General features: G+C 64.1%; 12 protein-coding genes, 1 tRNA gene and 1 pseudogene. 11 read left to right on the plus strand and 3 right to left on the minus strand.

Annotated features, from left to right (window positions below):
• Nucleotides 1-4 precede the first annotated feature (4 nt).
• The 6 genes and pseudogenes from NKJ17_RS13445 to NKJ17_RS13470 form a co-directional block, all read left to right on the plus strand.
• Nucleotides 5-1,081: a Gfo/Idh/MocA family protein gene (locus NKJ17_RS13445; RefSeq protein ID WP_352509515.1), complete on the plus strand. Its 1,077-nt coding sequence runs from the start codon at nt 5-7 to the stop codon at nt 1,079-1,081.
• Nucleotides 1,081-1,899: a sugar phosphate isomerase/epimerase family protein gene (locus NKJ17_RS13450; protein ID WP_352688762.1), complete on the plus strand. Its 819-nt coding sequence runs from the start codon at nt 1,081-1,083 to the stop codon at nt 1,897-1,899. The genes NKJ17_RS13445 and NKJ17_RS13450 overlap by 1 nt, the downstream gene beginning before the upstream one ends.
• Nucleotides 1,899-2,726: an alpha/beta fold hydrolase gene (locus tag NKJ17_RS13455; RefSeq protein WP_352688765.1), complete on the plus strand. Its 828-nt coding sequence runs from the start codon at nt 1,899-1,901 to the stop codon at nt 2,724-2,726. The genes NKJ17_RS13450 and NKJ17_RS13455 overlap by 1 nt, the downstream gene beginning before the upstream one ends.
• Complete coding sequence (locus tag NKJ17_RS13460) at nt 2,723-3,445, plus strand: ribulose-phosphate 3-epimerase (protein WP_254818563.1); 723 nt, start codon at nt 2,723-2,725, stop codon at nt 3,443-3,445. The genes NKJ17_RS13455 and NKJ17_RS13460 overlap by 4 nt, the downstream gene beginning before the upstream one ends.
• Nucleotides 3,445-4,464, plus strand: a complete 1,020-nt coding sequence (locus tag NKJ17_RS13465) for an ROK family protein (protein WP_352688768.1) — start codon at nt 3,445-3,447, stop codon at nt 4,462-4,464. Before NKJ17_RS13460 ends, NKJ17_RS13465 begins: the two co-directional genes overlap by 1 nt.
• A gap of 7 nt (nt 4,465-4,471) precedes the next feature.
• Nucleotides 4,472-4,607: pseudogene (locus NKJ17_RS13470) on the plus strand (ATP-binding cassette domain-containing protein); the annotation flags it as partial.
• Nucleotides 4,608-5,398: 791 nt separating this feature from the next.
• On the opposite strand, the gene NKJ17_RS13475 reads toward NKJ17_RS13470, so the two are convergent.
• The 3 genes from NKJ17_RS13475 to NKJ17_RS13485 all read right to left on the minus strand — a co-directional run bounded on the left by NKJ17_RS13475 (nt 5,399) and on the right by NKJ17_RS13485 (nt 6,974).
• A tRNA-Pro gene (locus NKJ17_RS13475) sits at nt 5,399-5,495 on the minus strand.
• A gap of 82 nt (nt 5,496-5,577) precedes the next feature.
• On the minus strand, nt 5,578-6,546 hold the full coding sequence (locus NKJ17_RS13480; protein WP_352688770.1) for a tyrosine-type recombinase/integrase: 969 nt from the start codon (nt 6,544-6,546) through the stop codon (nt 5,578-5,580).
• Nucleotides 6,543-6,974, minus strand: a complete 432-nt coding sequence (locus NKJ17_RS13485) for an excisionase (protein ID WP_352688772.1) — start codon at nt 6,972-6,974, stop codon at nt 6,543-6,545. Before NKJ17_RS13485 ends, NKJ17_RS13480 begins: the two co-directional genes overlap by 4 nt.
• Before the next feature lie 507 nt (nt 6,975-7,481).
• Here NKJ17_RS13485 and NKJ17_RS13490 point away from each other — a divergent pair.
• The 5 genes from NKJ17_RS13490 (at nt 7,482) to NKJ17_RS13510 (ending at nt 17,800) form a co-directional block, all read left to right on the plus strand.
• The gene (locus NKJ17_RS13490; RefSeq protein WP_352688775.1) at nt 7,482-8,423 is read left to right on the plus strand and encodes an ArdC family protein; all 942 of its coding nucleotides are present in this window, start codon (nt 7,482-7,484) and stop codon (nt 8,421-8,423) included.
• A 237-nt stretch (nt 8,424-8,660) separates the two neighbouring features.
• Nucleotides 8,661-10,781 (plus strand): ParB/RepB/Spo0J family partition protein, encoded by a 2,121-nt coding sequence (locus tag NKJ17_RS13495; RefSeq protein ID WP_352688778.1) that lies wholly within the window; start codon nt 8,661-8,663, stop codon nt 10,779-10,781.
• Between the two features lie 363 nt (nt 10,782-11,144).
• Complete coding sequence (locus NKJ17_RS13500; RefSeq protein WP_352688781.1) at nt 11,145-15,506, plus strand: strawberry notch-like NTP hydrolase domain-containing protein; 4,362 nt, start codon at nt 11,145-11,147, stop codon at nt 15,504-15,506.
• Nucleotides 15,506-16,552 carry a DUF7146 domain-containing protein gene (locus tag NKJ17_RS13505; protein ID WP_352688784.1) on the plus strand — a complete coding sequence of 349 codons (1,047 nt, stop codon included), beginning with the start codon at nt 15,506-15,508 and terminating at the stop codon, nt 16,550-16,552. Before NKJ17_RS13500 ends, NKJ17_RS13505 begins: the two co-directional genes overlap by 1 nt.
• Before the next feature lie 312 nt (nt 16,553-16,864).
• A complete protein-coding gene (locus tag NKJ17_RS13510; RefSeq protein WP_352688787.1) occupies nt 16,865-17,800 on the plus strand; it encodes a DUF2493 domain-containing protein in 936 nt (311 codons plus the stop codon).
• Nucleotides 17,801-18,181 lie beyond the last annotated feature (381 nt).

Genomic DNA, 18,181 nt, shown 5'->3' on the forward strand with positions numbered 1-18,181 from the left:
GACGATGATCCGCAAGAAAGACCGTCGCCTTCGTGTCGGTGTGCTCGGCTGCGGGCCGATCGCGCAGTTCGCGCATCTGGCGTCCTGCGTGAAGGCGAGCAATGCCGATCTCTACGCGATCTGCGACGCAGCACCCGATCTGCTCGCGCGTATGGGCGCGACCTACGAGGCGCAGAAGATGTATGGCGACTATGACGCGATGCTCGCCGACCCTGCGCTGGAAGCGGTGATCGTCGCCACCTCCGACGCCTATCACGTCCCGATGTCGATCAAGGCTCTGGAAGCCGGCAAGCACGTGCTGTGTGAAAAGCCGATCGGCGTCTCGGTCGAGGAAGGTGAAAAGCTGGCCGATGCGGTCAGGCGTTCCGGCAAGGTGCTGCAGGTCGGGCATATGAAGCGCTTCGATCCGGCGCTCGAGGCAGCGCGCGATTTCGTACGCGACAAGATGGGCGAGATCCTCGCGCTGAAGGCCTGGTACTGTGACTCAACCCATCGCTATACCAACACCGACGCGGTGCAGCCGCTGCCCGTCACCAGCAAGCTGGCGCGCAAGCCGGCCGGCAACCCGAAGGCGGATCCCAGACAGTATTTCATGCTGGCGCATGGCTCGCACCTCGTCGATACGGCGCGCTTCCTGTGCGGCGAGATCACCGCCGTGCGCGCCCGCCTCAACGAGAAATTCGGCGCTTATTGCTGGTTCGTCGAAACGGAGTTCGCCAATGGCGCGCTCGGCCATCTCGACCTCACCGTCGCCGTGCGCATGGACTGGCACGAGGGTTTTCAGCTCTATGGCGAGAACGGCTCGGTGGTCGCGAAGACCTTCAATCCCTGGTACTTCCGGGCGAGTGAAGTGGACATTTTCCACGAGAAGGACGCCACCTCGCGAAAGCCGCTCGGCGCTGACGGCCATTTCTTTCGCCGCCAGCTCGAAGGCCTCGCTGAGACGGTGCTCGACGGCAAGCCGATGCGCGGCGCCAATGTCGACGACGGGCTCGCATCAATCCGCGCCATGGTGGCGATCGCGCGCTCGGTCGAAAGCGGCGAACGCGTCGAGATCGCCAGCGTGACGGGAGCGGTCTGATGCAGATCGGGGTGTTCGCCAAGACCTTCCCGGGCAGCGAGCCTGCCGGCGTGCTGGCGTCTGTCCGTGACGCAGGTTTTGCGGTCACCCAATTCAATCTCGCCTGCGCCGGCCTGCCGTCGATGCCGGATGATGTTCCCGCAGCGGCGATCCGGGCAATCGATGCCGCAGTCGACAGCTCCGGCGTCGGTCTCGTGGCGCTGTCCGGCACCTACAACATGGCGCATCCGGACAAGCAGGTACGCGACGATGGCTTGCGCCGGCTGGCGGTGGTGATCGAAGCCGCCGCAAGGCTTTACACGCCACTCGTCACGCTCTGTACCGGAACGCGCAATCGTGACGACCAATGGGCGCACCATCCGGACAATGCCGATCCCTCGGCATGGACCGACATGGCGGTCGAGATGGAAAAGGCGCTCGAACTCGCCGAGCGTTACGGTGTCGATCTTGGCATCGAGCCTGAACAGGCCAACATCGTCACCTCCGCCCGTAACGCGATGCGGCTCATCGCCGAGATGGGTTCGAAGCGGCTGCGCATCGTGCTCGATCCGGCAAACCTGTTCGAACAGGCGGATGCCGCGCAGGCGCGCGCCATGGTTGCGGCTGCAGTCGAGCGCACGGCGAGCCATGTCGCCATGGCCCATGCCAAGGACCGTTTCGCCGACGGCCGCTTCGCCATCGCCGGGCAAGGCGTCGTCGACTTCGCCGACTTCATCGCCCGGCTGAAGGCAACAGGTTTCGACGGGCCGTTGGTGACGCATGGGCTTTCGGCCGGGGAAGCGCCCGGCGTCGCCCGTTTCCTCAAGGGGCTGCTGTGATGGCGCGCCCGACGATCCTGCTCCGCGATGGCGCCGCGCTTCGGGTTTCCGATACGGGCGACGGGCTGGCGGTCGTCTTCCAGCACGGGCTGGGTAGCGGCGAGGCGCAGGTTGCGCAGACCTTCCCCACCGGCTTTCGTCGCATCACGCTGGAATGCCGCGGCCATGGCGGCTCCGGCATTGGCGAGCGACGGCCATTTTCGTTCGAGATGTTCGCCGACGATGTGCTCGCGGCCGCCGACCAGGCCGGCCTCGACCGCTTCGTTGCCGGCGGCGTCTCGATGGGTGCCGCGATCGCGCTCCGCCTCGCCTGCCGCCATCCCGACCGCGTCGCCGCGCTGGTGCTGGTGCGGCCGGCGTGGACGTTCACGGCAGCACCGGTGAACATGCAGCCTATAACCGAGGTCGCCGAACTCATCCTCGACCGTGGCGCCGACAGGGCGCGGAGTATCTTCGCGCAATCCGAGACGGCGACGCGGCTTTACCGCGAGGCGCCCGACAACCTGTCCTCGCTGTTCGGCTATTTCGACCGACCGGACGCCCACGCCTTCGCGCAGGTGCTCGCCAACATCGCCGCCGACGGGCCCGGGGTTTCCGAGCGCGACGCCGCCGCCCTGCGCATCCCGACGCTGGCCATTGGCAACGCCAGCGACGCGGTCCACCCGCTGTCGGCCGCCTATATGCTCGCCGCAGTCATCCCCAATGGGATCTTCGCCGAGATCACCCCCAAGGCGCTCGACAGCGCCAGGCATTTCACCGAGTTAGACGCCGAGATCTCGGCCTTCCTTCACGCCCACTCGAACGTCCGGAGTCTCATTCCGTCATGATCAGCAAATCTCTCTCAGGCCCCGCCGCGATAGCCGCTCTGCCGCGCAACCGGCTGCTCGGCGAATTCTCGCTGTGGTCGGCCGATCTCGCCAATATGGAGCGCGACCTGAAGCGCATTGAGGCCCATGCCGATCTACATCACATCGACGTCGCCGACGCCCGCTTCACCCCCGGCTTCCTGTTCTTCCCGGATCTGGTGGCGCGCATCGCCAAGCTGACGGCAAAGCCGATCCATGTGCATCTGATGGTCGAGGCCGAAATCGTCGAGGCACAGACGCGGCAGTTCATCGAGGCCGGCGCCGACCTCATCACCATCCATGCCGAGAATGGCGAGGCGGGCTTGCGCGCCGTCAAGCTGGCGCATGAGCTCGGCGCCGAGGCCGGCGTCGTGCTCAGGCTGGAGACGCCGGTCGCGGCAATCGTGCCTTTCCTGCCCGAGGTCACCTTCGTCACGCTTCTCGGCACCTCGATCGGCGTCAAGGGCCAGAGCCTGTCCGAGCAGGCCTGCCCGCGTCTCATCGAGGCGCGCGCGCTGATCAGGAAAGCCGGCCGCGAGGCCGACATCGTGCTCGCCGCCGATGGCGGCATCCGCCATGAGACGGTGCCGCTGCTGCGCGCCGCCGGCGCCGACACCGTGGTGCTGGGCTCGCTCGCCTTCGGTGACCCTGACCTTGCGCAACGCATCGCCTGGCTGCACGGGCTGAAAGCAGCCGCCTGATGAGCACGCTTGCGCTTGCCTTCGATCTCGGCGGCACGGAGCTGCGCGGCGCGCTGGTCGAGCGCGGTGGCGACGTCGTCGCCCGCGTCTCGGCGCCGACGCTTGCCGGCGCAGGATCGAAGGCGGTGATCGGCCAAATCATCACGCTAGCGGACACGTTGCTCAAGGAGCACCCACAAGCGAAAGTCACCGGTATCGGCATGTGTGCGCCCGGTCCGCTCGACCCCAAGGCGGGCATCGTCATCGGGCCGCCGACACTGGCCGGCTGGCACAATGTGCCGCTGATCGACATCCTCAGCCGGCAGTTCGGCCTACCGGTGCGGCTGGAGAACGACGCCAATGCGGCGGCGCTTGGCGAATGGCGCTTCGGCGCCGGCCGCGGCACCGGATCGCTGGTATTCGTGACCGTGTCGACCGGCATTGGCGGCGGCGTCATCGCCGACGGCCACGTTTATCACGGCAGACGCGGGCTGGCGGCCGAGATCGGCCACATGACCATCACCGGCGAAGGCGACCGCTGCTTCTGCGGCGCCGTCGGCTGCTTCGAGGCGGTCGCCTCCGGTACGGCGCTCGGACGCCGGGCGACACGGCTGACGGTGCCGGGCGACGGCTCGCTGCTCCGGCGGCTTTCCAACAATGGCGACGTCTCGGCGCGACACGTCGTCGAGGCCGCGCGGGCGGGTGATGTGGCGGCTCGCGGACTGGTCGAGGCCGAGGCGCAGTGGCTGGGCATCGGCTTCACCAACCTCCTGCATCTCTACTCGCCCGACCTGATCGTCATGGGCGGCGGCCTTTCCAACGGCTTCGACCTCTTGGCACCGACCATCAGGGCGACCATCGAGCAGCGCGCCATGCAAGCCTATCGCGACGTGCCGATCGTTCCGGCCGAACTTGGCGACCGGGCGGGCCTGGTCGGCGCGGCGAGCCTGATCCTATGGGAGGGCGAGCCCGGCACGGCGCTGGCGATGGTGCAGAACGACGAGACGACGACCGGCGCCAGGGAGGCAAGCCAAGGCTGAGCTCAAGCTGCGCGGCGCGCGCAAATCCTATGGAGCCGCCGAGATCATCAAGGGTATCGGACCTCGACGTCCAGGACCGCGAAGTCGTCGTCTTCGTCGGCCCGTCCGGCTGCGGTAAGTCCACGCTGCTGCGCATGATCGCCATCGGGACTAGGCAGCGTCGTGATGTTCGACCAGCGCTTTCGGATTATCGAACAGTACTTCCGTTGGAACCCCGCCGAAGCGAAGGAAGGCTCCTTCCATCCACCTTGGTCACGAGCTCCTGCTAAACGGCACCCCTTGACGAGAGCGGTCAATCCCGCGTCTCGGCCGCGGCGGCGCTATGCTGATGCTCCTTAGGCCGCCCCATTGAACCGGACTCGGGATCACGAACTGCCTCCGTTAATGAATGAACGCTGTCCGTCTTACGGACATTTCATCGTCACCCCGGTGTGCTCAAGCGATACAGGCCATCGCCTGTCATTCAAGGGATTATCGGCTTCGAAAAACAGTGAAGCTTCATCCGTCCTTGCATCCGCTTCGCTCAGGCTCAGCACACGTCAGCAGGTTCTTCACAATCTACGCAAAGAGCGAGGGCGTGTGGCTCAAGCCGGCTTGGCTCGAGGGCCGGAAGTGATCGCGGTGTTCGAGACCAAGCTGACGCGAAGCCCAACGTCGGCTATGTTGCCAATGACGCGGAGCTGGCGCTGGACGCCAGATCCCACGGCGACGGCGCTTATCGCGATGTTCTCTGCCTCATGCACCACTGAGCTGCGCTCCCCGGCGTCCCTATCGACGCGACGGGCAGCAAAACATCATATGGAGCAGGCCCGCTACGTAGCCGGGCACTTGATCCCCTCGATCGCGCTGTGCCCGCTCCCGGCGATCTCGTCGAGCGTGCCGGACGCGAGTGCTCGCAGGTCTTTACCCATCGTGCCGAAGAACTGAGCGGGGGTGCGAGTGGCAGGATTTTAACCTGCGACCCCATCGTCCCGAACGATGTGCGCTACCAGGCAAAGCCGCAGGTTTCTGGGCTCTTTCGTCACGCTCGCTCCGCAATGATTGCATTTCCTTTCGGGCTTTGTGTGGGGAACCTGTGGTGCCACCGCGCCGACTTCACGTTTTCATCGTCACCTATCCCGAGCGAGGTTTTCGTCGCCTTGGCGCAACGTGCTTCTTCGCGATCTTCTCGGCGGCGTCTGCCTGGAAGTCGGGATGATGGTGGCCATAAGTATCGATCAGAACATCCACGGTGATGCCGAGAAAGCCCGCCGCCTGCCACATGTCGGCGCCGGCCCGCATCAGCCAGGTCGCAGCGGTGTGGCGAAGCGTGTGCGAAGTGACGTCGGGACCGAGGCCGGCTGCGTCGCGAGCTCTCCTGAAGCTCTTCTTGACCGACCCCACCGGCTTTCCATTCCACTCCACCACAAAGTCTTGCGATATCTTACGACCAGTATTTGCGCTCTTGCCGCGCGCCTTGGTCCTGATATCGAGATCTGTGCACGCCCAGCGGCGGAGATGCGCCAACAGCCTGTCGGGCAAGCGCACAGGCGGCTGGCGTTTTTTGGTCTTCTTTGCGCTAGCGGCGCGGCGGTAAAAGATGCCGCGGTCGAGGTCCACATAACCATGCCCTTTGGTTGGACGGATGGCGGCACCGCAGACTGCGGCAGAGCGCGTCCCTGTATAAAGCGCGACAAGCATGAAGCGGGCGAGGTGTCGTCCGGTACGCCGGTCGCTCTCCCGGGCCTTCCATTTCTGCTTCATACGCCACGCGGCCCAGATGAGGGCGGCCGCCTCGCTGCGCGTCAACCAGCGCTCGCGCGCACCGGCCTTGTCAGGCAGGACAATCGTCGGTGCGGCAGTCGTGTGGCCTTCCCTGCGGTAGTAGTTGATGGCCGCACGAAGATCCTCGAGTTGGCGGCGCGCAGCGGCTTCGGTGGGACAGAACGCGACGTAGTCGCGGCAAAGCTTGCCGTTGAGAGCCGCGAGCGTCTTTTCCCCGAAGAAATCGAGGATCTTGTCCAGCCGAGCCGCCGTCTCTTCCGGCGCGGCATGCTTCGGTGCAACCTCTCTCAGGTAAACGCTGACGACATCGGCTATCAAGACATCTTCGGCACCGCGCGCTCGGTGGTACTTGCTGGCGATGTAGGCCGCGAGCGCCTTTTCAGCTTCAGGTCCTGGATGGCCCTTTTCGCCGCTGCCAGCGCTGATGAACGTTGTTCGATCGCGGATAAACCATCCAGCTTTGTTTCGGAGTGTTCCGTCCTTTTTCCAGCTTTCGCCGCGCCAGACGAGGCGTGGCCCTTTCGACGCCCGCGGCATAGTTCCCTCATTCTGGTGATCGCCAGCAAGGTGACGTACTCCTTTCCTGCGATTAGCTCGGTTTCAAGTCGGCCGGCGTCACGTTCCTTGCGTAGGCCTGCTGCGCACATCGAGCCATCGGGAAAGGCAATTCGTGCTGCAATCGCGACGCGCAGGGGCGTGGTCTCGTCGAATTGGGCGGGGATTTTCAAAACGGAGCCCTCAGCCAATCTCTATGGTCCGATAGTTTCGCTCGGAAACAGACGGATCGCGGTTCGCATTGAGCACACTTTTCTGTCTCGCCATTCCGGATGCCCTGCCGCACGATCTTTTCTCTGAATATACGGCCGCGAAAAGCGCCGACTGGAGGGCCTGCGGCAAAGATGCTCCTTTGACCTGCTAATCGGAACGGTTGCGCTGACGCGCACTCCACGAGCCTTTCGGCTGGCTCCCCACTTCCGTGGCCGGTGGAACCGCTCCTGACTGGCTTCGGCTGTCTGTGCGGCTTCCGTTTTCATGGACTCACTGCCGGGTCGCTTGGGCCTACTCCCGTGCGCCCGGCTTAGTGGGTTCTGCTGATCGCCTCACGCTGCGGTTTCGAACGGTGTCTTCCACCTCGGAGTTGGTCGGCAACCGAAATCTTCATTTGAGTTCATAAAGTTGGAGGGCCGCGCTTGGCGCACTGACGGGTTGAAGGCTGGGAGAGAGGCTCCCGGCGCCCGGCGCGGAGACTCGCAATGACCAAGCATCGGCACCAAGCTGCCCCGACGCGGGCCAGCTTATATGAGGACATCACCAGCAAGATCATCGGCGAGCTGGAGGCCGGTCGGCTGCCCTGGGTTCAGCCATGGGGAATGGCAGCTGCGAAGGCGCCGCTCGCCATGCCGAAGAACGCCGCCACCGACCGGCAATACTCTGGAATCAATGTCCTGATCCTCTGGGGTTCGGTGATCGAGCAGGGCTTTTCAGGACAGAGCTGGCTGACCTTCCGCCAGACGCTCGCGCTTGGCGGTAGCGTCCGCAAGGGTGAGCATGGAACGACAGTCGTCTACGCCCATCGGTTCGTGCCCGACGACGAGAAAAAGCGTACCCGCGAAACCGGCGAGCAAGCCCGATCGATCCCATTCCTCAAACGCTTCACGGTGTTCAACGCCGCGCAGTGCGACGGGCTGCCCGACGATGTTGCGATGGCCACGCACCCGCCCCTACCCGGCCTGATCGAGCCGAAGGTCGAGAGGCTGATCAAGCAGACGGGGATCGATTTCCGGGTTGGTGGCAGCCGCGCCTTCTACGCTCCGGCCCACGATTATGTGCGGGTCCCGCCACCCCAAGCCTACTTCGAGCCGATCAATTGGCATCGGACCGCCCTGCATGAACTCGGGCACGCCACCGGTCATGCCTCACGCCTCAACCGGGATTTGTCTGGTTCCTTCGGCACCAAGAAGTATGCCTTCGAAGAGCTGGTTGCCGAGATATGTGCGGCTTTCTGTTGCGCCTCGCTGGGCATCACGCCGACCGTGCGTCACGCCGACTATATCGGCTCGTGGCTGGAGGTGCTGCGCGAGGATAACCGTGCGATCGTTCGCGCCGCCTCTCTGGCAAGCAGGGCTGCGGATTATCTCTTGGGTTTCTTGCCGGACAAAGTGGCCGCTGACGACGATCGGCGGGAGGCAGCGTAATGGCCGCCCGCTTCCAGTTCGGCGTCTTCCTGCGGATGCGTTCATGACCGAAGTCTGCCTCGATGCCGGACCCCGCTGCGGCGAAGTCGTTGCAGAGCGCCAGGACCGACCTGCTGCTCCGCGACAAGTGTCGCGTGGCTGCCGAGCACATCAGAGGGCGAGGAGTGACGGAATTCTCATGACGGGTTTGGAGGTCGAGAGAGAGGCTCTCGGCCGCCCGTCGCGGAGTACATCCCGATGGCTACTGCCGTTCAGAAGATCACCCTGTCGTCCTCGCGCGACATTCCCTTCAACAAGCTGGTGCTCTCCCAGTCCAATGTCCGGCGCGTCAAGGTCGGCATCTCGATCGAGGATCTTGCGGCCTCGATCGCCCGCCGCGGCTTGATCCAGAGCCTCAGCGTCTTGCCCGTCGTCGACAGCGACGGTAACGAGACTGGCATGTTTGAGGTACCTGCCGGAGGCCGGCGCTTCCGCGCGCTTGAGCTGCTGGTGAAGCAAAAGCGCCTCGCCAAGACCGCCCTCGTGCCCTGTGTCGTGCGCGCCCGTCACAGCGCGATCGTTGCCGAGGAGGTGTCGCTCGCCGAGAACATTGAGCGAGCGCCGCTGCACCCGCTCGATCAGTTTCGCGCCTTCCAGGACATGCGCCAAAAAGGCATGAGCGAGGAGGAGATTGCCGCAGCCTTCTTCGTGCCGGTCAACGTTGTTAAGCAACGGCTTAGGCTGGCTTCTGTCTCCCCAGTGCTGCTCGATGTGTATGCCGATGACGGGATGACGCTGGAGCAACTCATGGCTTTCACGGTCTCTGAAGACCGCGCTCGCCAGGAGCATATCTGGGAGGCAATCAGGGATGCCTGGTCGAAAGAGCCCTATCAAATCCGGCGCATGCTGACCGAAACGACGGTGCGCGCCTCCGACAAGCGCGCCGTCTTCGTGGGGACCGACGCCTATGAGGCCGCGGGTGGTATCGTCATGCACGACCTGTTCCAGTCGGATGACGGCGGCTGGCTGCAGGATGCAGCGCTGCTGGACCGCCTGGTCACAGAGAAGCTCAAGGCGGTTGCCCAGGAAGTTGCAGCCGAGGGTTGGAAGTGGGTCGAGGTCGCTATCAGCTTCCCCTACGACGCAACGCGTGGGCTGTATCAGCTGCAGAATGATCCGCTCGATCTCTCTGCCGAGGAGCAGGCTACCATCGATGCCCTCAACGCCGAACATGCCAAGCTTGAAACCGAATATGAGGGTGCTGACGAGCTGCCCGAAGACGTCGATCAGCGACTCGGTGAAATCGAGACCGCGCTCGCCAATTTCGACAAGCGCCCAAGGCGATTCGATCCGGCCGACATCGCCGTCGCCGGCGCGTTCGTCAGCATCGACACTGACGGCTCACTCTCGATCGACCGCGGCTTTCTCCGGCCTGAGGACGTGCCGCTGATGTCATTTGACGGCGCGAATGAATCGAAAAGCGACGGCGGGCCCGGGGCTGCCGACAGCTCGTCGGTGCACCGTGCCGTTGTCACCATTGGCGGCCAGGCTGTCGAGTGCGAGGAAGACGAGGACGATGCGGTCAAGCCCGTGCCGGACCGACTGATGACAGAGTTGACCGCACACCGGACACTGGCGTTGCGCGATGCGGTTGCCGGCAACCCTCACGTCGCCATGACAGCGCTCTTGCACAAGCTGGTCACTGACACGTTCCAGCACCGCACCACGAACGGTTGCCTGGAGGCCTCGATCCGTCACGTCTTCTTCCCTCTGCAGGCAGGTGACCTGAAGGACAGCCCCTCGGCGAAATCGGTGGCCGAACGCCATGAGGCCTGGAAATCGGACCTGCCGACCGAGGACGATGCACTTTGGGACTGGATCGCCTCACTTGATGAGACCAGCCGCGCGGCGTTGCTCGCCCATTGCGTCAGCTACGGCGTGAACGCGCTCCACGAGAAAGGCGACCGCTATGGCGGCGCTGTCTCGGCACACGGCGTTCGGCAGCGGATCGCGCAAGCTGATCGACTGGCACGCGCGGTCGGTCTCGATATGGTTGACGCCGGCTGGACACCGACAGTCGAAAACTATCTCGGCCGCATCACCAAGTCCCGCATTCTCGAGGCGGTGCGAGAGGCGAAGGGCGAACAGGCCGCGCAGCTGATCGAACATCTGAAAAAGGGAGATATGGCGAAGGAAGCCGAGCGCTTGCTGACCGATAGTGGCTGGCTGCCCGAGCCGCTGCGCCTGGTCGACCTCGACGGCAGCGCTGGCGCTGATAACGGCGCCGGCACCGACGGCTATGGGGAAGAGCTGCCCGAATTCCTCTCAGACGACGATGCGCAGATTGAAGATAGCGAACCGCACATGGCCGCTGAATAGATCGCCTCGCGCGGAGCGGCTTCGGCCCGCTCCGCGCCCTTTCCTACCCCTGCCGGACGCTCACTTTCTCACACACGGGCAAAGCCAATTGCCCGCTTCTGCCGCGTCCTTCTCGCTCGGCGGCTGCTGCCCCGCCGTCCCCACTGCGTGCCAAGATATCGCCCCCGGGCTGCCAACCGCGTTGCCGCTGTCGTCGTTGGGCTGACGGCGGGTAGCGGCGCAGCGCCTGGATCGAAGAAGGATCGTTATCGGCAGGACCGCAGTCCAGAGGGGAGAGGCCGGCCAGGGCGGATTTGAGCCGGATTGGTCGAGAGAGAGGGCCGCCCGGTTCATTCCCGTTCCGCTCTCCTCGAGGTTTTCTCCATGTTTGATGTTTCTTCGAAGACTGCCGCTCCGGCAGTGCCGCTTCCCCTTGTCTCATCCTCCCTGGCTGTCGAACCAGCTGCCGCCATCCACAGCGCAGCGCAGTTTCTTCTGCCCCATCTCGAACGCGGTCAGCGCGTCGACGCCTCGAGCCTTCGCTCCGCCATGGAAGCTGCCTTCAGTGCCTCCGATGCGTCCGGCGCATGGGACTGGAAATCAGCCTATGACGCTTGCGAAGTCGCGACGGTGCTGTTCCTGCGCAAATACGGAAAGTCGCTTCTCCGCAAAGCCGGTACTCCGGCCGCCGCACTGCCGATGCTGGGCAAGATCGCCGGCCTGTTCCCAACTCACACGCGCCGCTCCGAAGAGACCGAAGCGCTTCAGCAGTTCAGCACCCCCATTCCGCTCGGTCTGGCGGCCGTGACTGCTGCGGCAATCACCCCTGCCGATCGCGTGCTGGAGCCCTCCGCCGGCACCGGGTTACTTGCTATTCTGGCCGAGATCAGCGGCGGCACACTGCTGCTCAACGAACTGGCCGAGGCCCGCGCCGGACTTCTCTCATTGCTCTTTCCGGCCATCCCCGTCACTCGCTTCAACGCAGCGCAGATCGATGATTATCTCGATCCCGGCATTGCACCAAGCGTCGTGCTGATGAACCCGCCGTTCTCGGTGCTTGCTAACGTCAGCGGCCGCGTGTCCGACGCTGCCTATCGTCACGTCGTCTCTGCGCTGGCCCGGCTCGCCGAGGGCGGGCGGCTTGTCGCAATCACTGGCGCAAATTTTTCCCCAGAGCTGCCTATCAGGCGCGAGTCCTTCGTCAGGCTCCAGGAGCGCGCTCGCGTCGTGTTCACCGCCGCGATCGACGGCGCCGTCTACGCCAGGCATGGCACCACCGTCGAGACCCGGCTGACCGTCATCGACAAACTGCCGGCCGACAATCCAGGCATCTTTCCAGCATCAGCCGGCACGGCGCCCGATGTCGCCACACTGATCGCCAGGATTGGCGAGCACGTTCCCGCACGGCTGCCGGTCAGCGCTTCGGCTTTTGCGCCCGCCGTCAAGGCACTGGGGCCCACAGCGCGCACGGTGCGCGGTGATCTCGCCAGATCCGCCGCTTCCTCTCCGGTGCGCAGCCTTGCCGAGCCGGAAGGCACCGCGCTTGCTTACGAGACATTGGACTGGACGCCTGCCGAAAGTAGGCGCATCACCGATGGCATCTATGAGGAATACGGGTTGCAGGCGATCCGCATTCCGGGCGCCCATCCGCATCCGACCAAGCTGGTCCAATCGGCGGCGATGGCATCCGTTGCCCCGCCGAAGCCGAGCTACCGGCCGATTCTTCCTGCCAAGGTTGTCAGCGACGGCCTCTTGTCCGACGCGCAGCTAGAAACAGTCATCTATGCCGGCGAGGCCCATTCGGAGTTCCTCGCCGGTTCCTGGACGGTGGACGACACCTTCGACCTTGTCTCTGCCGCGCGCGACGATGCCGCGCACTCCGTGCGATTCCGCCGGGGCTTCATGCTCGGCGACGGGACGGGCGCCGGCAAGGGCCGCCAGTCGGCAGGCATCATCCTGGATAGTTGGATGCAGGGCCGCCGCAAGGCGGTGTGGATCTCCAAATCCGACAAGCTGATCGAAGACGCCCAGCGCGACTGGTCTGCTCTCGGCATGGAGCGCCTGCTGGTCACGCCGCTGTCGCGGTTCCCCCAGGGCAAGGCCATCCGCCTCGATCAAGGGGTCCTATTCACGACCTACGCCACGCTGCGCTCCGACGAACGCGGTGAGAAGGTCTCGCGCGCGCGGCAGATCGTCGAATGGTTGGGCACCGACTTCGACGGAGTGATCATTTTCGACGAGAGCCACGCCATGCAGAACGCCGCAGGCGGCAAGGGAGAACGCGGCGACGTCGCCGCCTCACAGCAGGGACGCGCCGGGCTCCGCCTCCAAAACGCCCTGCCGAACGCCCGCGTCGTCTATGTCTCGGCGACGGGCGCAACCACCGTCCACAACCTCGCCTACGCGCAGCGTTTGGGCCTGTGGGGTGGCGACGATTTGCCCTTCGCGACCAGGGCCGAATTTGTCGAGACTATCGAGGCTGGCGGCGTTGCCGCCATGGAAGTGCTGGCCCGAGACCTTCGCGCACTCGGTCTCTATACGGCCCGATCGCTCTCTTACGACGGTGTCGAATACGAGCTGGTCGAGCACCAGCTTACCCCCGAGCAGACCCGCATTTACGACGCCTATGCCGGAGCGTTTAGTGTCATTCATAATAATCTCGACGCCGCGATGCGGGCCGCCAACATCACAGGCGAGACCGGCACACTGAACCGTCAGGCAAAGTCGGCTGCACGTTCGGCTTTCGAGAGCACGAAACAGCGCTTCTTCGGCCATTTGCTCACCGGCATGAAGACGCCGACCCTGATACGCTCGATCGAGCGCGATCTCCATCAAGGCCATGCCGCCGTCATCCAGATCGTCTCGACCGGCGAGGCACTGATGGAACGGCGCCTCGCTGAAATTCCAACCGAGGAATGGAACGACGTTCGCGTCGACATCACGCCGCGCGAATATGTCCTCTCGTATCTGCAGCATTCGTTCCCGGTGCAACTCTATGAGCCGTTCACCGACAGCGAAGGCAATTTGTCGTCACGTCCGGTCTATCGCGACGGCCAGCCCGTGGAGAGCCGCGAAGCGGTCGCCCGCCGCGATCGCCTCATCGAGCAACTCGCTTCACTGGCCCCCGTCCCGGGGGCTCTCGATCAGATCGTACAGCGCTTCGGTACCGACCTCGTAGCGGAAGTGACAGGCCGGTCGCGCCGCATCGTGCGCAAGACCAGCACTCGAGGCATCGATCGCCTTATCGTCGAAAACCGCGCCGGATCGGCCAATCTCGCCGAGGCACAGGCATTCACGGATGACTGCAAGCGCATATTGGTGTTTTCCGACGCCGGTGGCACTGGCCGCAGCTATCACGCTGATCTCACTGCGAAGAACCGCCGCCTTCGAGTTCACTATCTGCTCGAGCCGGGCTGGAGGGCCGATGCCGCCATCCAGGGCTTGGGACGCACCAACCGCACGAACCAGGCGCAGCCGCCGCTGTTCCGGCCGGTTGCAACCGATGTGAAGGCTGAGAAGCGCTTTCTCTCGACGATAGCCCGGCGCCTCGACACATTGGGCGCCATTACGCGCGGCCAGCGCCAGACCGGCGGACAGGGCCTATTTCGCCCTGAGGACAATCTGGAGTCGCACTATGCCCGCGACGCGCTGCGGCAGCTCTACCTGCTGCTGGTTCGCGGCAAGGTGGACGGCTGCTCACTCCAGATGTTCGAGGAGGCGACCGGCCTCACGCTGACGGATTCCACCGGCATCAAGGACGAGCTGCCGCCGATCACGACCTTCCTCAATCGGCTGCTGGCGCTCACCATCGCGCTTCAAACCGTCCTGTTTACGGCCTTCGAGCAATTGCTAAATGCGAAAATCGAGGGCGCCATCGCCTCCGGCGCCTACGACATCGGCTTGGAAACACTGCGTGCGGAGAGCTTCGTCGTCACCGAGCGACGCGTCATCCATGTCCATGCCGCCACCGGTGCGGAAACGCGACTGCTGACCATCGCCCAGCGCAAGCGCAATCGACCCGTTTCACTTGCCGATGCCCTTGCCCAGCTTCACGATCGCCGCGCGAAGCTCCTGGTCAACAACCGATCCGGCCGCGCCGCCGTACAGGTGCCAGCGCCCGCGCTGATGCTGGACAACGGCGAGATCGAATGGCGCGTCCGGCTGATCCGGCCGATGGAGCACTATCAGGCCTCATTGAAGATGATGGCGGAGAGCCACTGGGTTGAGGCTGAGCAGGCTGCATTCGCTGACGCCTGGAGTGTCGAGACGGCTGACGTGCCGGAATTCACGGACAGCACTATCCATGTCGTTGTCGGCATGCTGCTGCCGATCTGGAAGCGTCTGCCCAGGGAATTCTCACGTGTGTACCGGCTCCAGACTGACGATGGCGAGCGCATCATCGGTCGTCAGGTCCCGCCAGCATGGATCGCGGGCGCACTTGCAACAAGCTCGCCTTCGATCACAGCCAGTGATGCTTTCGTTGCGCTACTGGGCGGTCGAACGATCCTCGACCTCGCCGATGGTCTGCAGCTTCGGCGCAGCCGCATCATGGGCGTCAGCCGAATCGAGCTGACGGGCTTCAACGACACAATGCGTGACCGTCTTTCGGCATACGGCCTCTTCCGAGAGATCATCTCCTGGAAGCTGCGCATGTTCGTGCCCGCCGACTCATCTGGACCCGCAATTCTGGGCAAGTTGCTGAAGGGTTATCCAGTCCAGCGCATCGACACGCGGGAGGACGCGTGATGGCCCGCCACGGTGCGTCAGAACTGGCGCACCGCCTCGGCCAGCAGGCTGAGGCGGTTTGTCGCTATTATCTTTCGAACGGGCATCGTGAGGGCCGCTACTGGCTTGTCGGCGATGTGCAAAACACGCCGGGCCGCTCAATGTTCGTGCGTCTCGTCGGGTCAGCGAACGGAAAAGGAGCCGCCGGCAAGTGGGCCGATGCGGCGACTGGCGAGCATGGCGACCTTCTAGACGTCATCCGCGAAAGCCGCGGCTTCAGCAACTTCAAGGACGTCGCGAATGAAGCAATGACGTTTCTCGGCTTGCCGCATCCCGAACCAGAGCAGACTTCTCCCCGACCGAAATCGGTAGACACGCCATCCGGATCATCTGAAGCAGCGCGTCGGCTGTTTGCGATGTCGCAGCCGATTGCGGGTACAGTCGTAGAGGCGTATCTGCGCAACCGCAGTATTACCGCTTTGCACGGGACCGAAAGCCTGCGTTTTCACCCGCACTGCTACTACCGGCCCGACGAACACGTGCCGACCGAGACCTGGCCGGCGATGATCGCTTCCGTCACCGATCTCGACGGCCATTTGACTGGCGCACATCGCACCTGGCTTGATCCTTCCGGCAGGGGCAAGGCACCGGTCGGTACGCCGAAGCGCGCGATGGGCGATCTTCTCGGTCACGCGGTTCGCTTTGGCCTGCCGGGCGACGTCATGGCGGGCGGCGAAGGCATCGAGACCGTCTTGTCGCTTCGGTGCATCCTGCCCGATATGGCTATGGCAGCGGCACTCTCGGCAGCCCATCTCGCTGCCATGCTGTTCCCCCTCACGCTGAGACGGCTCTACATCGTGCGCGATGCCGATCCCGCCGGCGACGGCGCACGTGACACCTTGATCAAAAGAGCGAATGCTGCCGGGATTGAGGCGATTGTGCTCTCGCCGACACTTGGAGACTTCAACGAAGATCTCTGTACGCTTGGCGTGGATCATCTTCGAGCACGCGCGCGTGTCCAGCTCGCGCCGCAGGACATCGCCCGTTTCATGGCAGTGGCGGGATAATTTGGAACGAACAACCTGTCCGCTGTCGCTTGCATCGCTCGGATGCCCCCGAAGTCGGAGAGAACCGCGCCTGCGGGCCTTCGAGAGGGCGATCGGCCAGCAAACGAGCCAGACCCGCAATGTCTTCGGCCGACTATTTTCCGGCGCGCTCCCAAGGGAGCGCTTTCCATCGCGAAGCAAAATAGCCGGCCCTCCCCCTCCTCCGCTGACACTCCGGCCCTTCGCTTCGCTGCGGGTGCAGGTCCGTCCCGTCCGCCGGCTTCCGTCGCCATGAAGGCCGCGAGGGTCGCGGTCCAACCGGCGGAGCATCCAATGAGCGAGCATAACGACTACGAACCACAGCACTCGTCTTCACCCATCGACCAAGTCCTCACCGAACTCCAGCTCTATGGCTACCGGCCCTTCGCAGATGAGCCTGATCCTCGACCGCTTCCAGAGGGCCACTGCGTCGCCGGCGCGATCGCCGACATCTTCGACGCCCTCATCGTGGCACTGCAAGACACTCGCCTCGAGCCCGATCTCGACGATCTTCTATGGTCGACCGTCAACATCTTTCACCGCGCCGCAGATCGGATCGAGCGCGAGCTCGACCACAACGAGCAGGCGCAACGCCGCAGCCAGTGTGAGCAGGACGGCAGCGAAGTGAAATCCGTCGAGCTGGAACGCCTGACGGCCGAAGGGCAGACGCTGATCGAACGCCAAAGCGCCTTCGAACTGATGCGTGATCAGGCCGCGGAGCACTACGAGCGCCACACCGGATCCAGTTGGCGACCGCGCAGCGGATCGATGGTCAACCACCGCAACCTGACCTCTGCGCTGATCGACAGCCGCGACTTTCTCAGCGCCAAGAAACGCGCCTCGCAGGAAGTCCTTCTGCCACCTGGCCCGAAAATCGCCTTCACCGCTGGGTTCGACTTCAATGACCACCAGCTGATCTGGGCCAAGCTCGACCAGGTCCACGCCCGGCATCCCGACATGGTCTTGATGCACGGGAAATCGCCGAAGGGTGGCGAAAAGATCGCCTCCTGCTGGGCAGACCATCGCAAGGTACCCCAAATCGGCTTTGCCCCTGATTGGACAAAGCATGCCAAAGCCGCCCCGTTCAAGCGCAATGACGCAATGCTGGAGTTGCTGCCGATAGGCGTCATCGTCTTTCCCGGGACCGGAATTCAGGACAATCTTGCTGACAAGGCAAAAAAGCTCGGCATCCCAGTCCTCGACTTCCGCCCCAAGGGAGGCGGCGCGTAAGCGCTGCCCGCCCCTACCCTTTTTTCGATTGTACGATACGGCCGCGGTCGGGCAGCTCGGCGCCGCCCGTCTTATGCGATACTCAAGTCCGCGCCCTGGCAAAGGCGCGCGACGCCGTCACGCTTGCCGTCAACGTTTCAGCTGCGTCGCAGCTGGCATCACAGCTGCGAATAACGACGCCTCTTCAACCGAACAGGGGCCGGATCTGGGCGAACTCACCGAACAACCGGCGTGGGCAGGATGCTTGTTCTTGAGCGGCCGTCGCATTGTTAGCGTTGTCGCTGACACGGCATCGCGCGACGCACAGTTCGAATCCACCACGGCGTGCCGTCTCGTTCCAGAGATAGCAGATATCCGGTGATGCACGTCAGCCGTGACTTG

Source organism: Mesorhizobium sp. M0208, assembly GCF_040322015.1.
Lineage (GTDB): Bacteria > Pseudomonadota > Alphaproteobacteria > Rhizobiales > Rhizobiaceae > Mesorhizobium.